General features: G+C 31.5%; 21 protein-coding genes. 6 read left to right on the forward strand and 15 right to left on the reverse strand.

The window, feature by feature from the left end; translation table 11 throughout:
- Positions 1–14 precede the first annotated feature (14 nt).
- The 10 genes from Q0912_RS02140 to Q0912_RS02185 form a co-directional block, all read right to left on the reverse strand.
- The gene (locus tag Q0912_RS02140; protein ID WP_299111513.1) at positions 15–641 is read right to left on the reverse strand and encodes a hypothetical protein; all 627 of its coding nucleotides are present in this window, start codon (positions 639–641) and stop codon (positions 15–17) included.
- 256 nt (positions 642–897) lie between these two features.
- Positions 898–2,541 (reverse strand): T9SS type A sorting domain-containing protein, encoded by a 1,644-nt coding sequence (locus tag Q0912_RS02145; RefSeq protein ID WP_299111515.1) that lies wholly within the window; start codon positions 2,539–2,541, stop codon positions 898–900.
- A gap of 226 nt (positions 2,542–2,767) precedes the next feature.
- Positions 2,768–3,610, reverse strand: a complete 843-nt coding sequence (locus tag Q0912_RS02150) for an NAD(P)H-binding protein (protein ID WP_299111518.1) — start codon at positions 3,608–3,610, stop codon at positions 2,768–2,770.
- Between the two features lie 26 nt (positions 3,611–3,636).
- A complete protein-coding gene (locus Q0912_RS02155; protein WP_299111519.1) occupies positions 3,637–4,140 on the reverse strand; it encodes a DUF1772 domain-containing protein in 504 nt (167 codons plus the stop codon).
- Positions 4,141–4,145: 5 nt separating this feature from the next.
- Positions 4,146–4,547, reverse strand: coding sequence for a DUF5367 family protein (locus Q0912_RS02160; protein ID WP_299111521.1), 402 nt, complete (start codon positions 4,545–4,547; stop codon positions 4,146–4,148).
- A gap of 93 nt (positions 4,548–4,640) precedes the next feature.
- Positions 4,641–5,495 carry an AraC family transcriptional regulator gene (locus tag Q0912_RS02165; RefSeq protein ID WP_299111522.1) on the reverse strand — a complete coding sequence of 285 codons (855 nt, stop codon included), beginning with the start codon at positions 5,493–5,495 and terminating at the stop codon, positions 4,641–4,643.
- 142 nt (positions 5,496–5,637) lie between these two features.
- Entirely contained in the window at positions 5,638–6,378 is a 741-nt protein-coding gene (locus Q0912_RS02170) for a DUF6090 family protein (RefSeq protein ID WP_299111525.1), read from the reverse strand.
- A 161-nt stretch (positions 6,379–6,539) separates the two neighbouring features.
- The gene (locus Q0912_RS02175; RefSeq protein WP_299111527.1) at positions 6,540–6,962 is read right to left on the reverse strand and encodes a hypothetical protein; all 423 of its coding nucleotides are present in this window, start codon (positions 6,960–6,962) and stop codon (positions 6,540–6,542) included.
- 155 nt (positions 6,963–7,117) lie between these two features.
- Entirely contained in the window at positions 7,118–7,630 is a 513-nt protein-coding gene (locus tag Q0912_RS02180; protein ID WP_299111528.1) for a DUF4274 domain-containing protein, read from the reverse strand.
- A gap of 225 nt (positions 7,631–7,855) precedes the next feature.
- Complete coding sequence (locus Q0912_RS02185; protein ID WP_299111530.1) at positions 7,856–8,602, reverse strand: SDR family oxidoreductase; 747 nt, start codon at positions 8,600–8,602, stop codon at positions 7,856–7,858.
- A 107-nt stretch (positions 8,603–8,709) separates the two neighbouring features.
- Between Q0912_RS02185 and Q0912_RS02190 the strand changes: the two genes are divergently transcribed.
- Positions 8,710–9,042, forward strand: coding sequence for a helix-turn-helix domain-containing protein (locus Q0912_RS02190; RefSeq protein ID WP_299111532.1), 333 nt, complete (start codon positions 8,710–8,712; stop codon positions 9,040–9,042).
- Between the two features lie 127 nt (positions 9,043–9,169).
- Here Q0912_RS02190 and Q0912_RS02195 read toward each other — a convergent pair whose 3' ends face one another.
- From Q0912_RS02195 to Q0912_RS02205, 3 genes are all read right to left on the reverse strand, one after another.
- Positions 9,170–9,559, reverse strand: a complete 390-nt coding sequence (locus tag Q0912_RS02195) for a hypothetical protein (protein ID WP_299111534.1) — start codon at positions 9,557–9,559, stop codon at positions 9,170–9,172.
- A 300-nt stretch (positions 9,560–9,859) separates the two neighbouring features.
- Positions 9,860–10,444 (reverse strand): hypothetical protein, encoded by a 585-nt coding sequence (locus Q0912_RS02200; protein WP_299111535.1) that lies wholly within the window; start codon positions 10,442–10,444, stop codon positions 9,860–9,862.
- A 34-nt stretch (positions 10,445–10,478) separates the two neighbouring features.
- Positions 10,479–11,051, reverse strand: coding sequence for a helix-turn-helix domain-containing protein (locus Q0912_RS02205; RefSeq protein WP_299111537.1), 573 nt, complete (start codon positions 11,049–11,051; stop codon positions 10,479–10,481).
- Positions 11,052–11,386: 335 nt separating this feature from the next.
- On the opposite strand from Q0912_RS02205, the gene Q0912_RS02210 reads away from it, so the two are divergent.
- The 5 genes from Q0912_RS02210 (at position 11,387) to Q0912_RS02230 (ending at position 15,830) form a co-directional block, all read left to right on the forward strand.
- Entirely contained in the window at positions 11,387–12,205 is an 819-nt protein-coding gene (locus Q0912_RS02210) for an AraC family transcriptional regulator (protein ID WP_299111539.1), read from the forward strand.
- Positions 12,206–12,296: 91 nt separating this feature from the next.
- Complete coding sequence (locus tag Q0912_RS02215; protein ID WP_299111542.1) at positions 12,297–13,697, forward strand: serine hydrolase domain-containing protein; 1,401 nt, start codon at positions 12,297–12,299, stop codon at positions 13,695–13,697.
- A 42-nt stretch (positions 13,698–13,739) separates the two neighbouring features.
- Complete coding sequence (locus tag Q0912_RS02220) at positions 13,740–14,654, forward strand: hypothetical protein (protein ID WP_299111544.1); 915 nt, start codon at positions 13,740–13,742, stop codon at positions 14,652–14,654.
- Positions 14,655–14,709: 55 nt separating this feature from the next.
- Positions 14,710–15,153, forward strand: coding sequence for a nuclear transport factor 2 family protein (locus tag Q0912_RS02225; RefSeq protein ID WP_299111546.1), 444 nt, complete (start codon positions 14,710–14,712; stop codon positions 15,151–15,153).
- A gap of 218 nt (positions 15,154–15,371) precedes the next feature.
- Positions 15,372–15,830, forward strand: a complete 459-nt coding sequence (locus Q0912_RS02230; RefSeq protein WP_299111548.1) for an RNA methyltransferase — start codon at positions 15,372–15,374, stop codon at positions 15,828–15,830.
- On the opposite strand, the gene Q0912_RS02235 is transcribed toward Q0912_RS02230, so the two are convergent.
- The gene (locus tag Q0912_RS02235; protein WP_299111549.1) at positions 15,759–18,701 is read right to left on the reverse strand and encodes a CHAT domain-containing protein; all 2,943 of its coding nucleotides are present in this window, start codon (positions 18,699–18,701) and stop codon (positions 15,759–15,761) included. The two genes, Q0912_RS02230 and Q0912_RS02235, sit on opposite strands and share 72 nt — an antisense overlap.
- 11 nt (positions 18,702–18,712) lie before the next feature.
- Complete coding sequence (locus Q0912_RS02240) at positions 18,713–19,450, reverse strand: tetratricopeptide repeat protein (RefSeq protein ID WP_299111551.1); 738 nt, start codon at positions 19,448–19,450, stop codon at positions 18,713–18,715.
- Position 19,451: the final 1 nt, after the last annotated feature.

Consider the following 19,451-nt stretch of genomic DNA (forward strand, 5'->3'; position numbering starts at 1 on the left):
ATAAGCTACAGTTTTTAATTGTGTTTATTTGATGTATTTTTTATAGCTTTATATAATTGTGATGATATACAATAAAGATTAGAATCATTTAGTTCTTGTTTCATTTCAATAACAGCTTCATTTACATTTTTGTTATTAAGTAGCTTTGAATAAAACAATTCATTTATTTTTTTTCCTTGACTTACTTCTAAATCTTTTGAATAACCAACAAGCCCAAAAAATGGATAATCTGTAGAATTCTCATCAACAATTTTAATACCGTGTAGCCCTAAACAACTAGTCATATTTATTGTTAAAGTACCACCAAGTAAATTATTAATCTCATTAAAATGTTGTCTAATTTCTGACCAAAGAATATCTTCCTGAGTTTCTTTAATCCACAACCCATCTTTGCTACCGTGAGAAATAAAATGAATACAAAACTTGTCTCCGTTTTTGGCTAGTTTTTTCAAATAGCTAAAAACCTCTAATACTTGAACTTTATTTGAACAAATAGAAGTGAATTGGTTAACTCCTTCTTTTGCTAAAAAATTCATCAAATCTTGAGAGATATTAAATTTCACTCTTTCTTTTTCAGGTAAGCAATTTATGATGAATACAAAGTCGTATTCAATGTCAAGTTTTTTGATTTTATCTGTCATTTTTTTAATTGTAGCTAACGGAGGGCTAAAAACATTGTTTTTAGCCCTACTATGTTTTAGTTTACTAAAATTACATTTTTATTACGAAATCTAAAGCGCTTTTAATAGAAATAAAGTGCTTAGAATTAACTTCACCTCTAGAAAGTTGACGTAACATATAGATACTGTCGATAGGTGTATAATTTTGCAGTACATTGAAATATCACAGACTAAAAAATGTAATGCTTATGTGAAAACAGCAATTAGTAACATAAGTTTATTGTTTTATAAATCGGAATGTTGCCAGAGTACTTAAAGTGCTAACTTTTACAAAATAAATGCCACTAGCTAGGTCAGTTACATCAATAGCAGTGTTAGTTGATGTTAACACTAATTGTCCGTTGACTGTGTAAAATGCAATACTTTTAATTGTAATGGGTTCAACAGTTTTTAAAAAAACCATCGAAGTACCCGGATTGGGATACAAGAGAATTTTCTCTTGAGAAAGATCAGCGGTTGATAAAGCCGATAGGTTTTCATATGCACCTATATCTAAAGTATTTACTACTTGTTTGGCTATGCTATTAGTGTGCATAACATATTCATTTAATACATCATAATCTGGAAGATGAATGGATGGGATTGTACTGCCCGCATCAATTAATAGAGAGGTGTCAAGTAAGTTGAAATCTTGATTATCAAAATCTACAAACAACGGATCTGAGCCATTTAGGTTATTACCTTGATTGTTCACTGTGCCTAATCCTGAACCACTGTGAGAATCTACCCAATTTGTTTTGATCCAATTATGATGAATATTTAAAGTACCATCACCATTGATCATTGCCATACTACTCCCATTATTTGAAGTATATATTATATTGTTGAAACCATGCATGGTTTCATCTTGAGTAGAAAGACGAACTAGTGTTGTATTAGAGTTTCTTGTAGATATAACCGTATTATTATAAAAATAGAAATCTCCTTTTCTATACTGCGAGGTTGTTCCGTTATCTCCTCCATAATGGGTTATTTGAGAATTTCCTGCACCATCAGGTTCTATAAGAATATTGCCATAAACATAGGTTGTAGAATAAGAAGGATCGTTATACAATGCAGATGAACCAGATTCTACAAGATCTAGTTGACGATTTCCACTTTCAATCCAATTGTATCTAACCACAAGTCCGGCTGATCGGTCTTTAAGATTGTTACCAGTGGCACCTGCTCTTAAAGGACCAAATCTATTATATTCATAAGTAATTCCCAGAGCTTCAGTATAGGTATTGTGCTCAAAAATACTGCCAACAATTCCATTATCATAGATGTGATTATTGGTAATAAGAATATCTTTTGTTTGTCCACCATTAGCACCAATAAAAATACCATTTCCGGAATCGTGAATAATACAGTCTCTAATAATGATATGTTCACCTTTTTCTATATAAATGGAAGCAGCATTACTAGCATAGGTATCTATTTGACCGTTATCTGTTGTAAAGTTATAGGCAGGTCTTGCAGATCTTAGCTCTAAATTCTCAATGGTAATATAGCTTGGCAACGCATCCGTAGGTACACTAGAACCCCCTATTTTAATAAGACCTCTTACCTCATTCCAATAATTTAAATACGTAGGAGTGACGGCTCCATTTCCATCAATGATTGGTTTTTGTCCACCAGGTCCATTGACGCCAATAATTTCAATTCTATTTTGCGCTGTTCCCTGAGCATTTATTACCCATTTTTCATAATAGGGAGTACTTTTCCAGTGGATGTATATTTTGTCCCCAGCTTGTAATGCATCCCAGGGAACTTCAGAAATGTTAACCAAAGGTTGTCCAGGACCAACGTGATAGTCTGTTGCAGAAATAGTATTAAGCGACAATAGAGAGATTAAGACAATAGTGTAATAGGTTTTCATAAGACATAGATTTGGGTTTAATAAAGTTAAATAGCTGTAGGTCAATTACTTTATTAGTCTAAATATAAAGAATTTAAAGAGGTTGACAAAATTCTATTATAGCTAAAATCCTTCTGGAATATCAATAATTTACATATGATGTACATTGTAAACCATAGCTTTTCATTCATAAAACAACAAAAACCGAGGATAGTTTTGGCTATATACTACCCTCGGGTAATTTTGGCTAGTTAGATGGGATTACAACGTTATTCCATACTCCTTTAGAGGCTGTTTTTTGTGCATATTCTTTAAAACTAATAGGTTTTCTATTGAGCACTTTTTCAATATCGTTTGTTACCTCAGAATTACTTGGGTTTCCGAGTACTTCGGTGAACAAGTATTCAATCAGCCAAATGAAATCTTCTGGGACTTGTTGTTGCTTCATTGCTTCTACATAAGATTCAATACTTATTCCTGTGAATTGGATGTCTCTTCCGCTGGCACTGGCAATTATAGAAACAGCTTCTTCAAAGGTTAAGCCTTCATAGCCAGTGAGTTCATATATCTTACCATTGTGTTTCTCTTCCGTTAATGCTTTAACAGCAACTTCAGCAATATCATTAGCATCAACAAATGGAATCTTCATTTGGGCAAATGGTAAAGCGACATGCCCTTGTAATATACCTTCAACCAAAAAGTTCTCGCTAAAATTTTGATTGAACCAATTGGCTCTTACTATGGTATAATCCAAACCAGAGTGAATCACAACCTGCTCACATAATTGTGCCTCTCTCTCGCCTTTACCTGAAAGTAATACGAGTTTTTTTACATGGTTTCTTTTGGCAATTTTTACCAGTCTTTCAATAGCTTCTAAGGCGCCAGGAACGGCCAAGTCTGGTTGATAGGTAATATATATTGCGTCCATGCCTTGTATGGCTTCTGACCATCCCTCTGGGTTATGCCAGTCGAATGCTGGACTTCCACCTCTAGATCCAATTCTAACATTGTGATCTAATTTGTGTAATAAATTTACAATTCGCTTTCCGGTTTTTCCGGTTCCTCCGATGACTAAAATGTTTTGTTTCATGATTTATAATTTTAAATATTTAATAATTATGACGATTGATTGGTTAATAACAACCCAATGAGTAACAAGGCAAATGATGCAATAGAGCTGATTGATCTTACTAAATGCCATTGCTTCCATGGAGTTTCAAATTTTTGACGTAGCTCATTAAGTTCTTCTACAGAAGCAGTTGTCAAATCTGTTTTATCAAGGATTTCGTTTAAGGGTACATTTCTTAAGGCCGTTACGAAAACCACACCAAGAATAAATATTGAAGCTGCCGCTACGAAAACCCAAAACGACTTGTCTGGGTTTTGATATTTGAGATAAACAATGATTATATTACTTATGAAAGGACCAAAGAACACGAGTATAAATGTTGGGTTAATAATCGTCCTGTTCATTTGTTTAAATGCTTGCAAGAATCCCATATGATCTAGTTGTCCAACTCCTGGGGTTACTGCATTTGTCCAGGTAAAGCACAAACCTGCAGTGAGTCCTGTTAAAATGATAGATATGTATATCATTATTGTTTCTAAATTGAATTCCATTTTGCTTATGCTTTAAGAGTTTTTGTTTTCGGATACACCATGATGTAGTAGTATAATACCGTTACACTAATTAGTTCTAGAGCGATGATCCAAAATCCTAAATCAGTAAAAAAAGTGTAATGATTTCCACCATTTGGAACAATGAAAAGAGGAACGGTAATTACAGCATCTAAAAATGCTGCTACTAATAAAAATACCTGTCCTACGAAATAACCATGAATTGTACGGCTTTTTTTATAGTAGAAATAGGATCCTAGCCATACTAATGGTATAACTATGGTAAACAATACTATATTGGCTTGTTGATCTGGGTCTTCCAGAATTTGTAACTGATACGAAAGGGTATAGAAACTTACAGCCAAGAACCAAATCCCTATACCGATTAAAATTGCTTTGATCGTTTTCATGTCTTATAATTTTTTTGATTACAAGGCAAAACTAGACCAGATATGTGCGGATTATTTATTCAAAAAGAAGTATAATTTGTTTGAAAAGACGAACTATTTGAGTTGACTGGGTCTGTACCCAAACTTTTTGGCAAAGGCATTAGAGAAAGAGCTCAAACTATCATAGCCTACATGCCATGCCGCTTCTTGTACTGTTGCTTTGTTTTTGCTGATTAGGCTATGAGCTGTGGTTAATCTTTCGTTCTGTAGATATTTAAATACAGGGAGTCCAAAAACGTCCTTAAATTCTTTTTTAAGTTTGGTGGTATTTAGCCCTAATGTTTTGGAAAGCTCAGTCAAAGAAGGTGGGTTATCCAGATTATTGGACAGGATGTCTTTGGCCATTTCTAGACGTTCTTTGTCAACCGATTTCATGTCTTGAGCATGATTCATAGCCAATTGCCCAAAAAAGTGTGATAATAATGCGGTGATTTGACTTCTGAAAAACATCATTTTGGTTTTACCTTCATATTCTATATTAAAAAGGCTATCAACGATATGATACATTTCGGGAGTCATATAAAAGCTAGGACCTTCAACATAATGATCTTTTGGGTTTACAAGATTTTTGAGTAACTCTGAGAACAACTCGCCTTCTTGATTAGGAAGGTTCTGTAAATTTCTTGTAGCAGTAGCGATGACTATGCATTCTAATGGATTGTTTTTTGAAACTGTATGAATGCAGTCGACCTGTTCATCTGCATAAAAAGAAAGTGCCAGTCCTTTGGTATAATTTAACTTACGAGTCCCAGTGGGATAACTCATTTCTAAATCAACATTTCCAGAACCGTAAAAAGCCACTGCTATTACAGGTTCATCAAATCGGCATGAATCTTTAATAACGTCTTTAGAGAATGCCGTCTCTACCAAAATGGTAAAATCATTGATATCGATGATGTCTCGAGTCATTAGAATAAGTTAACGGTTTTGTGTATGGCTCGTTGCGGAAAATCAGCTATGATTTTCCGCCGTAACCGAAAGATAGCAAATTGCAATGAATTCCGTTTAAGGAATTCAGCCGTAATGAGCTATACACGTTGTTGTACTTTCGTTATTTTCCATTTTGGGTCAATTCTACTTTAATTTTCATCTGAACTATTTCATTCTCTCTTATTCCATTTCTATAATTCCGATTCATCCATCGATAAAACGAAATAGCTCGTTTTAATGCTTCTTGGAAATAGATATCATTCTGGGCATTTGAAAGATTCACAGGCTCCGCTAATCCTCTATTATCAATGGCTTCATAAGTCGTTTTTACATTCTTATATATTTCACTCATATGGAAATCCTTTATGGGCTCATAATCCATTCTTAAATCTTCAGTGACGTAGAAATACTTGAAATCGTACAATTCTGAAATGGAAATTCTAAGCGAGTCATTTCGAATTATGTCTATTCCCTTGGATTTTAGATTTTCATAAGCAACAGTTATTGGTTCAAATGTGCCTCGACCTGTCAATCTTGCATAAGAAAATCTTAATGTATCTGTCAATGGGGTTTTTAGAATTAAATGTTCCAATACAGCCGAATTATGTTTTATTCTGTTTTCGTTATAATTAATCTTTGAGTTAAGGTTAAAAACGTCCTTTTCAAGATTAACTAGAATTTCACTTAACATATTCGATTCAAGTTCGTATTCTATCCTATCACTATTCCAATTATTAATTTGAAGAGCAATTAATATCCCAATAACTACAAGAACTATTTCTCCTACTGCGTAAATCAGATACTTACTGAATTTATTTTCAGAGAGTAATCGTTGTCGTATTTTTCTAAAGAATTTTATCATTGGTTAACGGTTGGTTATAATGAAGTACAACGGTCTCGTATAAGAATATTAGCGGGTTTTCATGCACTTGATTTTTCATTTGACTCTGTTGTCTTATAAATATCATTTTTTTTAACGATTAAAATGCTATTATTTCTTATACAATATGCTGTAAGGTTTAATTAATCCAAAATCAATTCTCTGAAAACACTACGCTCGTTCAATTTAGGATTAATATAGACATGAAGCCGATTAATAAAATTTTCAAAAGCACCTTTTTCTGGCCAATGTTTACTTATTAACTCTTGATTTATTTCATTAGTGTTTCGAATATTGTTCAATTTGTACTTATAGAGCACCATTAAATCAATCGTATCCTTTTTTGTGTCTGAAATTAGTAACTGAATGTTTTCGAAATTTTCGTTTTTTCGAAGTACCTTCTCTGTCCATTCTTGAGTCAAATCAAGTGCTTCTTTAAGAGTACCATTTTCGGGGATAATAATCTTGTGTACAATTATTTGAACAGTTTGATTTTCTTTATACTCTTGACCTCTACATATGATCGATAACAAAAGTAAAAACAGAGATAAAATTGTTCTTTTCATAAGTTTTGTTTTTAATACCTACAACGTGTTTGTGTATGGTTAGCAGTGTTTACTGCAGTAAGTTAGTAAAAAAGAACGAAGAGTTCGGAGGTTCAGTAGAATTTCCTGAATCACTTTTAGATGTCATTAATTATACACGTTTTTAGCAGTTGTTATTATTCAATTTCGTATTTCTCGAAAATTTCTTCTATTCTTAAGTAATATATATTTGGTAGACCATCTGTATATGCTTTGTGATCAATGGGACTAATTCTTTTTCCCTTAAGTTTTTCGAACATAACTTCTGGGATTTCACGTATTCTTTTCAAATCCGAATCAATAAGTGTCCTGTCTGCTGATTTATCGTAATTCTCTCTTAATTCAATATTTTTTGGATCACATTCAAGTTCATTCGTTTTATAAAAGCCATTGCAGTATCGTTTTTCGATTTCTTCAGTGAAATCAAAATCATCACTATACCAACTTTCTTTTTCTTCAACTTCCTCGCCATCTTTGAATTGTTTGGCAAAATAAGGTTCTGACATCCAATAGGCTGCCAAAATAATAGCTTTATCTATTCTTGGGTTTTCTTTTATCCAATTTAGAAGATGTTCATTATCATACAATTTGAACTCATTAATGAATGATACAATTCTTCTTGTGAAGCTGTATTTAAAAATTCGTTCCAAATTGAATATTCTAATTCAAAATATTTTTCACCATCTATTTTTTCTTTCATTAGCGTACTGTTTTAATAGTTGTTAACGTGATCGTGTATAAAAAATAGTAGATTTAATTACTATACTTTTCAGATATACGGAAGATAATAAAAAAGCACATACCAATTGGTATGCGTTTAAACTACTATTTTTTATACACGTTGTTAGCAACTGACATTTATTACAAGTCGGTTTTTAATTTCTCCCAGCCATTACACCGCCATCAGTATCCCAAATCGCTCCAGTAACCCATGATGCCTTCTCTGAAAGTAGAAATAATATACTATTCGAAACATCAGAAGGAACTCCATTTCTTCCAATAGGATGGAATCCATTAAAACCTTCTAATGCCTTTTCTGCTTCTTCTTTTCCACCAAAAACTCCATGATATACAGGTGTATTTACTACAGCTGGAGATACAGCGTTAACTCTGATGTTATCATCTGCTAATTCCATAGCTAAGTGTTGAGTTAAAGAATGTAGACCTGCTTTCTGCATTGAATATGCAGAAGATGGTGTAGATTTCACTGCTTGTTTTGCCCACATTGATCCTACATTTACGATGGATCCTCCATTTGTGTTTTTCATTTTGTTTGCAGCACTTTGAGTTATAAAAAAGAAGCCTCTATTTAAATCTAAATACGAATTGTAATCCTCAATTGTATGCTCAAGAAATGATTTTGGTTTAAAAATACCAGAAGCATTTACTAAATAATCTAGGTTATCTAATGATTCAATTTCCGTTATCAAAGATTTTACTTCGTCAGTGTTAGAAATATTTACTGTGTGTTTAATAAGATTTGGAGTATCGACTACTTTGCTTACATTTCTACCAACAATATGAACTGTTGCACCATTTTCTAATAAAGCATTAGCTGTTGCATTTCCAATACCGCTTGTGCCTCCAATTACTAAGGCTACTTTTTTTTCAAATTCTTTCATTTTTTATTTATTTTAGTTACTATAAAAATTATAGTTGCAAAACTAATTATAGTTTTATAGCTTTGCAATAACGGTCAAAAAGGATAGTTTAATTTTTTATATGAGCTATGTATAAATTTAAAGGAAGAGAATACCCTTGTTGTACAAGTCTAACAATGGGAATAATTGGAGGAAAATGGAAGACAGTAATTTTGTTCTATTTGTCAGAAGGAAAATTGCGCTACAATGAGTTAAGAAAAGAGATGCCTACAGTTACCGAAAGAACGCTAAGTTTACAATTAAAAACTTTAGAAAATGATGGTATTATTAAAAGAAAAGTTTATACTTCTAAACCGCCTTTAAAAGTCGAATATTCATTAACAGATTTTGGTAAAACTTTAATTCCGTTGGTTAATTCGCTTGCAGATTGGGGTAATTTAGTGGTTGAAAAATACTCTTAGAAGGTTTTCAACAGCTTGTTGCCAACGGTAATATGTATGGTTCGTTACGGAAAATCAGATATGATGTTCTGTAGTAACTCAAATATAGTTAATGAATGCTGAATTCCGATTAGGAATTCGACCGAAATTAATTATACACGTTGTTGTAAAACGTTTTTTCTTTAAGAGTTATATTTAATTCTTTAGCTAGCTCAGTTTTTTGTCCATTTTTTAAAAAAATCAAATCCATTCCCCAACCATTATCCAAATTCAAAATTCCATATTCAGGGTTAAAAAACATAGGTCCATTTCCATCATCAATTGGTTCAGCTAGAACATATAGGTCAAAACCTTGTTCAGATAAGGTTTTGTCAGAATAATGGTTCTCTTTTATTAACTCAAATTCAGTTCCGATAAAGAATAGTTGATTAGTTTTTTTAAGAAACTTAAAACCTATATTCTTTTCACTGTCAGATAGATTTTTATAATTATAAATTATTGAGCTATCATTAATTTTTTTAGTTAATTCATATGCCATTTCTCTTTTTAGAGAGTCAACGTAAAATTCGTAGGTAAATCTATTCTCAATTACTTTTTCAATTTGACTTATTGGTAGCTGGTTCTTTTCAGATTTTTTAGAGTTAGAACAACTCAAAATTGAAAATATTAATGCTATGTAGATTGCTTGTCTCAAATGCTTTACAACGTGTTTGTGTATGATTTCGTTACGAATTTCAGCAACTAATTTAGTAAATACAAACCGAATAGAAAATCCGCAAGGATTTTCGTAAGTAAGCGAGTACTAGCAATGAATTATACACGGTGTTGTAACCAGTTATTATTCTATTATCTTTTCAGTACTTGCTCCAAGCCAGTATTCAATGAATGAATCAAAACTGAAAATTAATACAATAAATAGAATAGTAATTCCTAAAGTGATTAATCTTTTTTTAATAGGAATACTAGTTTTTGATTGAAAGCTAGTAAGCTTAATGACAATATCTTTTAATATTTCTCTATTGAAAAATAGAACTAATAATAACATTAAAAGAACTATTATGGCATTTGCTAAAGCGGGATATACATCAAGAAAAATAATATCGAATACAATTATGTTTACCATTATAGGTAATAATATCAATACTCCTATCAATTTTGTTTTATTCCATAATAGAAGCCAAGCCCCTAAAAGTTGAAAAGTACCAACGAACAAAATATAAATATATGAATGTCCCATAAATGTCCAGGCCAATGAAAATCCACTTGCCTCACCTAAAGTTGTATTCGCAATTTCAGAAGGTAATTTTCCTTTCATATAAAATTGTCCACCTAATAATTTAGATAGTCCATAAATATTTATGATAATAAAAACACACTGGCGTAAGACAAGTTCTAATGTCGCTTTATAATTAAATTTATTCATAGTTGCTTTTTAAAGAAGAGAAATTCAGTTGAGATTAACTTAAGAACTGAAACACTGATGGATACTTTATGGATTTCCCATTATGATATCTGAAAGTACTAGATATTACCACCAGAAAATTTAGAAAATACATTGCGCTGATAGTTATTATTATTCCGGCAAAAGAAATGTTTGTTAGTTCAAGCTTTGAGGTAATAAAAAGACCAATAACCAATAAAAATAAAACTAATGTCCAAGATATTTGAAAATTTAAAATGGATTTTCCGACATAGTCTATGTCTTTTATCTTATCTTTTTTAGAAGTCCAAATAATTAATGGAATTAGTATACCAAGCAATGGAAATGCTATAAAACCTAGTTGGGATAAATTCAATAGTAATAAAGCTTTACTATCTTCGATAATTTGCCAATCTATTAATTCGTTAGGTGTAACATTTAAGGCACTAGATAATCTTTTTATAGAATCTCCAGTAGGTTGGGTTTCTCCATTTTCAATTCTTTGAATTGTCCGTAAACTTAAACCAGAATTTTCCGCCAAGAGTTCTTGTGACATACCGTTTCGCTTTCTTAATTCTTTTACTCTTTTTGCTAAATCTTTATTCTTCAATTGAGTGATGTTTAATTGTTGAAAGCAAAGCTAAATAAAAGCATTGGCATTGGTGTCGTCATCTATATGACATCTTTACGTCATCTGTGTTTTAATTGGTTACAACAGAGTAATAAAAACATTGTTTTTAGCCCCACTATATTTTAGCTAACTAAAATTACATTTTTTTCTATACAACCTAGAATGTAGCTAGTACTCAAAAGGAAGGTTGAGTGCACTCTAAATTGTTTTTATGAATACTATTTGTATGCTTATTGTACATTTAACATATAATTATGTAATAGTAGCATACAAAAGGAGTCTTATAATACAAGAGCTTTAAGACAACAAATAAAATGAACAGTTTGTACAAGGAATTTAAAGTTAATAATGGCTTAGAAGCCTTTATAGATTGTGTTTGGAAAGATAACCATAGTTCATACCTTGAAGCTGGTGAAAATAGCTTTTTAGTGGTTCCTGATAATACGGTAGAATTAGTGTTTACATCAAATCCTATAAAAAGACAAGCTAAGAGCGATAACAAAAGTAGTTGTACTGTTAGATCACATTTGTGCGGACTTAAAACAAAACCTCAGATCGTCACATTAGAAGGAGATGTGCTATTATCTGTAAGAATTAAACCCTATGGTTTGCATCCTTTTACAGATGTTAGTCTTAATGAAACGATTGATCAGTCTTTAAACCCTGAAGATATTTTTGGAAAAGAAATTTTGAACTTAGAGGCCTCTCTTTTTAACTGCAAAGACGAATTAATGCAAATAAAATTGATCGAAAGTTTTTTTAGTAAAAAACTGATTAAGCATAGTAATGATGAGGTTTTCGATTTTTTTATAGCAAACATATTAATGCATAAAGGCAACATTAATATTAAAGAATTATCAGAGTCTGTCAATATTTCAAAAAAAACAATAGAGAGAATATTTTTAAGAAAATTAGGTTTAACACCTAAGAAGTATTGTAGAATAGTCAGACTATTCTATGCTTTAAAAATACCAAAGCCTCAAAACAATTTTAAATTTTCTTCTATAGCCTTTGATAATGGGTTTTATGATCAGGCACATTTTATTAAAGAAATAAAGCACTACACAGGAATGACACCAAAAGCCTATTTTAAGTTAGATAGAACCATACAAAAACATATTTTTTCACATTAACATAGTTTAACTTTTACTGTCCCTTTTTTACTATTCTACACTTGCTTAATTTCTTAGTTTTAGATGAGGAATATTCATAAATCTAAAATATTTGAAAACAAGACTATACACTTTAATTATTGTAATGTTTGTAAGTTGCTCATCTGAAGAAGAGCGGTTAAACAAATTCTTATATGATATTTCAACTCAAACCGAATTTAATGGGTTAGTCTATGTCGAAAACAATAATCAAGTACTATATAATGGTAATATATTAAGTTATTCAGTGTCTTCAAAACCACTTGAATATGACTCTAAAGTATATCTGGCCTCTTTAACAAAGCTTTTTACTGAAATCACAATTCTGGCATTGATTGAGGAGGGTAAGTTAACCTTAGATAATACTATCGACCAATATAGACCTAACTTTCAACCAGCTTACGGAAGCATCATAAGCATTGCGAATTTACTTAATATGTCTACGGGTTTGCCACGCGAATTAGATAGCGAAAATCTTATGAATAGTTTAAAGTTTGATGAATACGGATTTGCCGGGCCGTTTTTAGATTCCACCCCAAACATAGAGCTCGCATTTAGACCTGGTGCAAAATTTGAATACAGCAATTTAAACTATTGGTTATTAGGAGCTATTATAGAAAAAGTGACAGGATTAAATCTCGACCAAGCCTTTTCTAAGTATATATTTAATCCACTAGAAATGAAAAATAGTGGCTATTCTTTAAAGAACCCAAGTCTTGTTATTGGCTATAAAAAAGCCAATGATAAATGGATAGCCGATCAAACAAATTATATAGGGCGTTATGCTTCTGGTGGTGCTTATTCTTCATTGCAGGACCTTATTAAACTTTCTGATGCTTTAAAGGCCGATCAGTTTTTAAACGAGAAAAGTTTAGACTATTTATTTGGAGAGAACCAATCTATTGAAGTGTATGGTTCTCTTCCGGGTTTTACAAATATGATTTATATCGAAAGAGAAGAAAATACAACCATTATTGTTTTAAACAATATTGGTGTCCCAGATTTGAGAAAAGTCTCAGAATTAAAACTAGGTGTATTAAAAATACTTGGTGTAGACACTCAAAAAAACACACAATCGGCAAAGCATAAAATAACACTAATAAACGTATCTAATTTAAGCGACAGTATTCCAATAGAAAAAGGCATGAAAAATTGGATAGAAGCTATATTAAATAGCGATAAGGATAAAATGAATGATGTGTTTAATGATAATGCGACTACAAATGGTAAGATGGATATCACCGACCCTACATGGGATGAATTAATTAGATTAAAAAACGAATGGCCAAATTTTAGAGTTTATGGCTACAGATGGATTGAAAAAGAAAACCCTAAGGGAATCGAAGTATGGTTCTATTGTGATGGGGAACAGCGTATTGCACTTCAATGGATTATAGAAAATGAAGGAGGTAAAACTGTAGCACTTTTTGTGAAGCCAGATAATATGACTTGGTTAGGTCAAGAATTTCAATGAATCAATCAAAAGATAATATGCTAACACTAATAAATTTTTTAAATGAGAACCATTAAAACCATAATCGTTTTTTTCACAATGATTATTGTTCACTTTGCTAATGCGCATCCTAATGGTAATATCATTGTAACGCAGAATGGTTGTGTACTTTGGTCCTATGTTTCTCCTGTTGGAGATATTGATCACCATGCCAGTATAATGCTTTGGGACCAGAACTCGTCTCCACGACTATTTTTAAAATCGGAGTATGAATCAAGCGACTTCTTTTTATATACCAAAGACAATGATGTGTTTATCATTGAAACAAGATATATCAACAGTAAAGATATTTTTGAATACAGAGTTTTAAAAACATCTACTGCTTTTGAAAAACCCAGAGTCCTTTGGCCTTGGTTTAAAGACAATTGGGATATAGGAGTCGGAGGGTTTAAAATCTTATCAGACGACCAGTTGGTTTTTGTAAGACATCCAAATATATACATACTCAATAAGGGTAAAACACCCATAATCTATTTTGATTTTCCGTCAGCAATAAATAAAATGAGGCCTGTAGCTAAAGATAAACTACTCCTTTTAGGAGAAAGTGAAGCGTGGTTAGTTAGTACAGATGGAAATGTTTTAAAGCAATGGAATAACTTAATTGAAGAAGTGCATGATGATATTCCTTTAAATAGAAATGCTATTCATGATATAGATTACTCAAATGGTAATTTATTAATTGCTTATTGGGGTAAACGTTCATTTGAAATAATAGATTCTAACAATAATCGAAAAATCGTATTGAAGAAAGAAAAACCATGGGTACCACATTGGGTTGCTTATTTAGATGAAACACCATTACTTTTTTCATCTTTTTTGGATTTTAAAAATGGCTTTACAGCGGACATGAAAAAATCTACAATCACTCCAAATTTTTTAATGTATAGCAAGAATAAAACGATTAACATTTGGGAGTAATAAATCATTAATTTTTAGATTTAATACCCAGAGAATTATTTAAATTAAATGAATTATGAAAACTAAATGGTACACATTACTTATTATTTTATGTTTTTTGGTTACAGGGACAACTGATGCTCAAAGTACTCAAGCTAAAGAAGAAGTCATTAATACTGTAAAGACATATTTTGAAGGTTACAAAGCAGGAAATCCAGAATTGTTAAAAGAAGTTTTTCACGAGAATTTTCACTTAAGTTGGTCAGATCCATGGAGAGACAATGCTTTTTTTCAGGTGAATAGGGAAGGTATGTTTAAATTTTTTAACGCTGATTGGTCTAAATTAGATATCAGCTCTGAAATATTGGAGACCAAAGTATATACTAATTCAGCATATTGTTTAGCGAAGGTAACTTTAAAAGGTATAGTTGTATGGACCGATCATATTAACTTGCTAAAACTAGATGATGGTAAGTGGTGGATTGTTTCTAAAACTTCTGAAGGGAAAATAATCCATTAAGATATGTTAAAGCTATCGGGCTTTTGCATTTCAAGTTTTAGGGAGTGTGAGGTATTACTTTCTGTGCTAAAAAGTAAATATTTATTAACTACGATTAAAAAGCTAAGTTAACTAGCTTGAATTGCTTTAATTCTTGTGTTAATGCTTAGATATTTTTTTCAACACGTTCCCGAAGAAAAAGTCTTTTAATTATTAAAAGTCTTTTTTAGTTTTATCATATGAATGACAACTTAACGAACGAATTCTTTGGAATTGGTATTCAAAATGGAAAGACTCCCGAAAATCTTGGTGTACTTTGGCGCTCTGCTCAAAATCTTGGCGCTAGTTTTATCTTTACTATAGGTAATCGTTATGCTAAGCAAGCTTGCGATACACATAATGCTGTAAAGTCGATGCCCTATTTTCATTACGATACTTTCACGGATTTTTTCAATAATTTACCAAAAGGGGCAAGATTAGTAGGTGTGGAATTGAACGAAAAAGCTGAGAATTTAGAAAGTTTTCATCATCCTCGACGTTGTGTGTATTTATTAGGTGCTGAGGATCATGGTTTATCTAAACAAGCCATAGAAAAGAGTCACTTTTTAGTGAGGTTTACATCGCAATTAAGTCTCAATGTCTCTGTTGCTGGTAGTATTGTGATGTACGATAGAGGCCTTGCTAAGCCTAGATCGTGATTTTGCTCTATTGCTTATAAAGAAGTATAAAGCTAAAAGAACAATAAGAACAAGTACAGACCATATCCACCATAGATTAGTTGGTGATAAGTTGATGGGATTAGTGTCTCCTATTAATACTAATCCTGCCCAATATTGTGGGGAAAGTGTTCTTCCTTCTGCATTAGAAATGTAATCTAACTTTGCTTTTTGAAGCGCTTCATCCTTTGGTAAACCACTTTTAAGATGACCATAAAAATAATCAATAATTGTTGCGCTGGATTGTTCATCTATTTTCCATAAACTTGTAAGTATACTTTCACTACCAGCATAATTAAAGGCATGCGCCAAAGAAATCATACCTTCACCAGATTGGTACGTAGGCTTACCCGTTTCACAGGCCGTTAAAATAGCCAGGTTAGAAGAAAGGTTTTGGTTATAAATTTCGTAGCTGTATAAAGAGTTGTCATCAGTTGCGTACGTGCTGTCATTTAAATTCTTAGCGAAAATGAGGCGAGACAATTCTGGCGATACATTATTAGACTCAGCATGTGTACCAATGTGTATAATCTTATGCTCTTTAGCATTTTGGGTGAAAATTTGTTTTGAAGCATTTTCGTTTATAAAAGAATTTCCATTAAATAATCTCGAATATTCTTTAGCAATATTTACTGTAAATGGCTGCGGGAGCAATTTTAAATACGCCTTGTCCATTGTTAAAGAATCTTCAATTTTAATTGAATAATCAGCTTTCATTTTATCATTAAACTCTGGTGCAAATGCAATAAAGTATTTTTCGTATTCTATAACTTTTTTAGAACTATCTAATAACAATAAGCTATAGTTATAGGAAATAGTATGTGAGGTAAGTAAACTATTTGCAGCTAAATCTTTAAAGCTATTTGTTTTATGTGATGTTAAGGTTTCAAAACTTAAATTAAACAACTCACCATCTGGTATTATGATAACTTTTTCTGTATTTATTTTTGCTTCAAAAGGTTTCCATAGCTGTTTGTATAATTGAAAATACACATCATTTACTTTAGAAAAATCATATTGATTTTCGGCTAGTAGATTAATATTGTTTGTTATGTCTTTTGTATCAATCTTAAAAATGTGTTTTTCACCTTTAGAAACTACAAAAGCATACAAATCATCATTAATAAATAAGTAACGTACTATAGTTGTTAGATTAGGAATGTTATCTTGTAATTTGTCCAGAGGCTCTTCAATAGTCTCATAACGCATTTTATAATATTTAGGGTAGTCATTTTTTAACAGGTTTAAAAACTTACTCCAGTCTTCATTTGCTTTATTGAATGATTCAATTGATGAATCGGTTGAGTTTAATGAGGTAGACATTGCTTCTTTAAGCGCTTTTTCTTTGCTGATGATCTCTTGAGGAACATCAGAAAAGCTAACTTTTTTAAGATTAAGTCTCGCTCTAATTCTATTATATAAACTAGACTCATGCAACCCAACTAAATCTATCAGATAATTCTCGTCTTTTGTTTTATTATAGAGATCTAGGAATAGTCGTTTTCTGAAATTTATGAGGTCATTATTATCAATAAGAAGAGTTTCAAAATCAAAAGGCGTTTTAATATTGTTTCTTTTCTTTTCGAGAACTTTGAGCGCTTTTTCAGTTTGTGATAGTAGCTGTTTAATATCTTTTTTAGATCTATTATAGTTTAAAAAGTATTCAGACTTAGATTTTATATAAATCGATCTGGGCTTTCTGGTTTCATTTTGAATAGAGTCTAAAAGTGTGTTTAGTGCTCTGTTATCAAAGAAAGAAAGTGCCTCATTACTATATTTCAATGCGTTTTTATAATCTTTAAGTTGAAAGTAAACCTGAGAGAGGTTTTGGGTTTGGAAAAAGCTAAATAATTCATTTTGATAAGCATCACTATGGGTATAATCATAGCCTTCTTTAGCAAGTGCTATCGCTTTATCATTCATGTCTAACTTTGTGTAAAAATTAGACATCTCTATTATTGCATCTAAGAAGGCACCTGAATAATTACCATTAAAATTTTCTCGGTACACTGCTTCACACATTTCATATAATCGTTTTGCATTTTTTAAATCATCGACATTTTCGTAAATAGAGGCTCTTACCAAATAAGCATAACTTTTTGCAAAAGGAATCTTGTCTATATGTTCTATGCCTTTATCTACTAATTGACCAGCTTTATTATGGTTTCTGGCAATAAGATGTAAATGACCTAAAATAAGTCTGGAAATGATAAGACCGTTATCATTTTCTGGCAATATTTTTTGCTTTTGCTCATAAGAATACGTGGCTAAATTTATTGCACGTTCATTTTCACCTAAACCTCTATAAAAGCCAGCTAAGTTATCTATACAGGCCAGTCGTTTTTTTATCGTAGAAAATTTCTTGTCTTCATCTTTACTTTGGGAAATGTATTTATGTAAATCTGCAATCGCTTCATTTAAAGTTAAAATTGAGCTTTCTGTTTTTCCAGTATTAAATAGGTTTAAGCCAATAGTATTTTTAATATATCCTGAAATATGATTTTTATCCAAGTCCGATTCTGATGAATATTTTAAATAATCTAAAGATTTATTAAGGTAATAAGTTGAGCTGTCGAGTTTTTGTTTTGAAAAATTAATATTACCTAAAAGCTTGAATGATTTATATAATGCGTTGGCTTGAGTTGTATCGTTAACTGAATTAACAATGGTGTGCAATTTTTTTTCTGCAATATCAGTCTTCTTATTATTATACAAACTATCAGCAATTGCATACGCTTTTGTATAACGATTTTCAATTTGCTGTGTAGAATTCGTTTGAGCAAAAAGCGTACAGCAACAATTGATTAGGATGAACAATGTTACGCGTTTAAAAAACCTGAAATAATTTTTCATTTCTTAAAAAATTAGTCAGCTAGTTCAGATAGTAGGGCTTTGCTATTTTTGTTAGCACTTTTATTAAAGTTCTTTTTTGCAAGTTCTATATGGTCTGTTTTTAAATAGGCCAAGCCTAAATAGTAATACGCATCCATTAAAAAGGTAAAACTTTTATTAGTCGTTGATTTTTCTAAGAAAGGGATAGCCTTGGTTTCATTTTTACTGGCCATATAAGCTACACCGATAAAGTAATTTAAACTGTCATTATTAGGTTTAGCGATTTGTAAAGTTTCCCATTTAGAAATTGCACTTTTATAGTCACCTTGCTTATAATAAACCATAGCTTCATAGAACTCATAATTATCCGAAGTACTCATCGTCGTTGGTAAGCCTGGGTCTGGAGTAAAGTATTTGGCATACAAACGCTCGTTTGGGTTGCCATTAAAAATCCAAAAACCACCTAAGCTCATCATTAAGATAGCTGCTACAGCGATGCGCTTCCAATGGAGTATTTTAACTTTAGGTTGATGGACAACCGTTTCATTTTTATGATGCGATAGATTATTATGAAACTCATCTAACTGTTCCTTCATCACTTGAGTTTCTATACCTGTTAAAATGGTTTTTATGTTTTCAACCTTGAGTGCAAGAAGCTTTTCATTTTTGAGCCTGCCTTCAAAAGCTAACAAATCTTCATTTGACAGCTGACCATTGATGTAGGCTTCTATCATTTCAAACTCTTCTTGTGAGATGTCATTTATGTCCATT

Origin of the sequence: uncultured Winogradskyella sp., assembly GCF_947498345.1 — a bacterium.
Lineage (GTDB): Bacteria > Bacteroidota > Bacteroidia > Flavobacteriales > Flavobacteriaceae > Winogradskyella.

Coding starts and splice junctions, on each gene's coding strand:
- Q0912_RS02140 (WP_299111513.1), bottom strand. CDS start 641: ATGACAGATAAAATCAAAAAACTTGACATTGAATACGACTTTGTATTC.
- Q0912_RS02145 (WP_299111515.1), bottom strand. CDS start 2,541: ATGAAAACCTATTACACTATTGTCTTAATCTCTCTATTGTCGCTTAAT.
- Q0912_RS02150 (WP_299111518.1), bottom strand. CDS start 3,610: ATGAAACAAAACATTTTAGTCATCGGAGGAACCGGAAAAACCGGAAAG.
- Q0912_RS02155 (WP_299111519.1), bottom strand. CDS start 4,140: ATGGAATTCAATTTAGAAACAATAATGATATACATATCTATCATTTTA.
- Q0912_RS02160 (WP_299111521.1), bottom strand. CDS start 4,547: ATGAAAACGATCAAAGCAATTTTAATCGGTATAGGGATTTGGTTCTTG.
- Q0912_RS02165 (WP_299111522.1), bottom strand. CDS start 5,495: ATGACTCGAGACATCATCGATATCAATGATTTTACCATTTTGGTAGAG.
- Q0912_RS02170 (WP_299111525.1), bottom strand. CDS start 6,378: ATGATAAAATTCTTTAGAAAAATACGACAACGATTACTCTCTGAAAAT.
- Q0912_RS02175 (WP_299111527.1), bottom strand. CDS start 6,962: ATGAAAAGAACAATTTTATCTCTGTTTTTACTTTTGTTATCGATCATA.
- Q0912_RS02185 (WP_299111530.1), bottom strand. CDS start 8,602: ATGAAAGAATTTGAAAAAAAAGTAGCCTTAGTAATTGGAGGCACAAGC.
- Q0912_RS02190 (WP_299111532.1), top strand. CDS start 8,710: ATGTATAAATTTAAAGGAAGAGAATACCCTTGTTGTACAAGTCTAACA.
- Q0912_RS02195 (WP_299111534.1), bottom strand. CDS start 9,559: ATGGCATATGAATTAACTAAAAAAATTAATGATAGCTCAATAATTTAT.
- Q0912_RS02200 (WP_299111535.1), bottom strand. CDS start 10,444: ATGAATAAATTTAATTATAAAGCGACATTAGAACTTGTCTTACGCCAG.
- Q0912_RS02210 (WP_299111539.1), top strand. CDS start 11,387: ATGAACAGTTTGTACAAGGAATTTAAAGTTAATAATGGCTTAGAAGCC.
- Q0912_RS02220 (WP_299111544.1), top strand. CDS start 13,740: ATGAGAACCATTAAAACCATAATCGTTTTTTTCACAATGATTATTGTT.
- Q0912_RS02225 (WP_299111546.1), top strand. CDS start 14,710: ATGAAAACTAAATGGTACACATTACTTATTATTTTATGTTTTTTGGTT.
- Q0912_RS02230 (WP_299111548.1), top strand. CDS start 15,372: ATGAATGACAACTTAACGAACGAATTCTTTGGAATTGGTATTCAAAAT.
- Q0912_RS02235 (WP_299111549.1), bottom strand. CDS start 18,701: ATGAAAAATTATTTCAGGTTTTTTAAACGCGTAACATTGTTCATCCTA.
- Q0912_RS02240 (WP_299111551.1), bottom strand. CDS start 19,450: ATGGACATAAATGACATCTCACAAGAAGAGTTTGAAATGATAGAAGCC.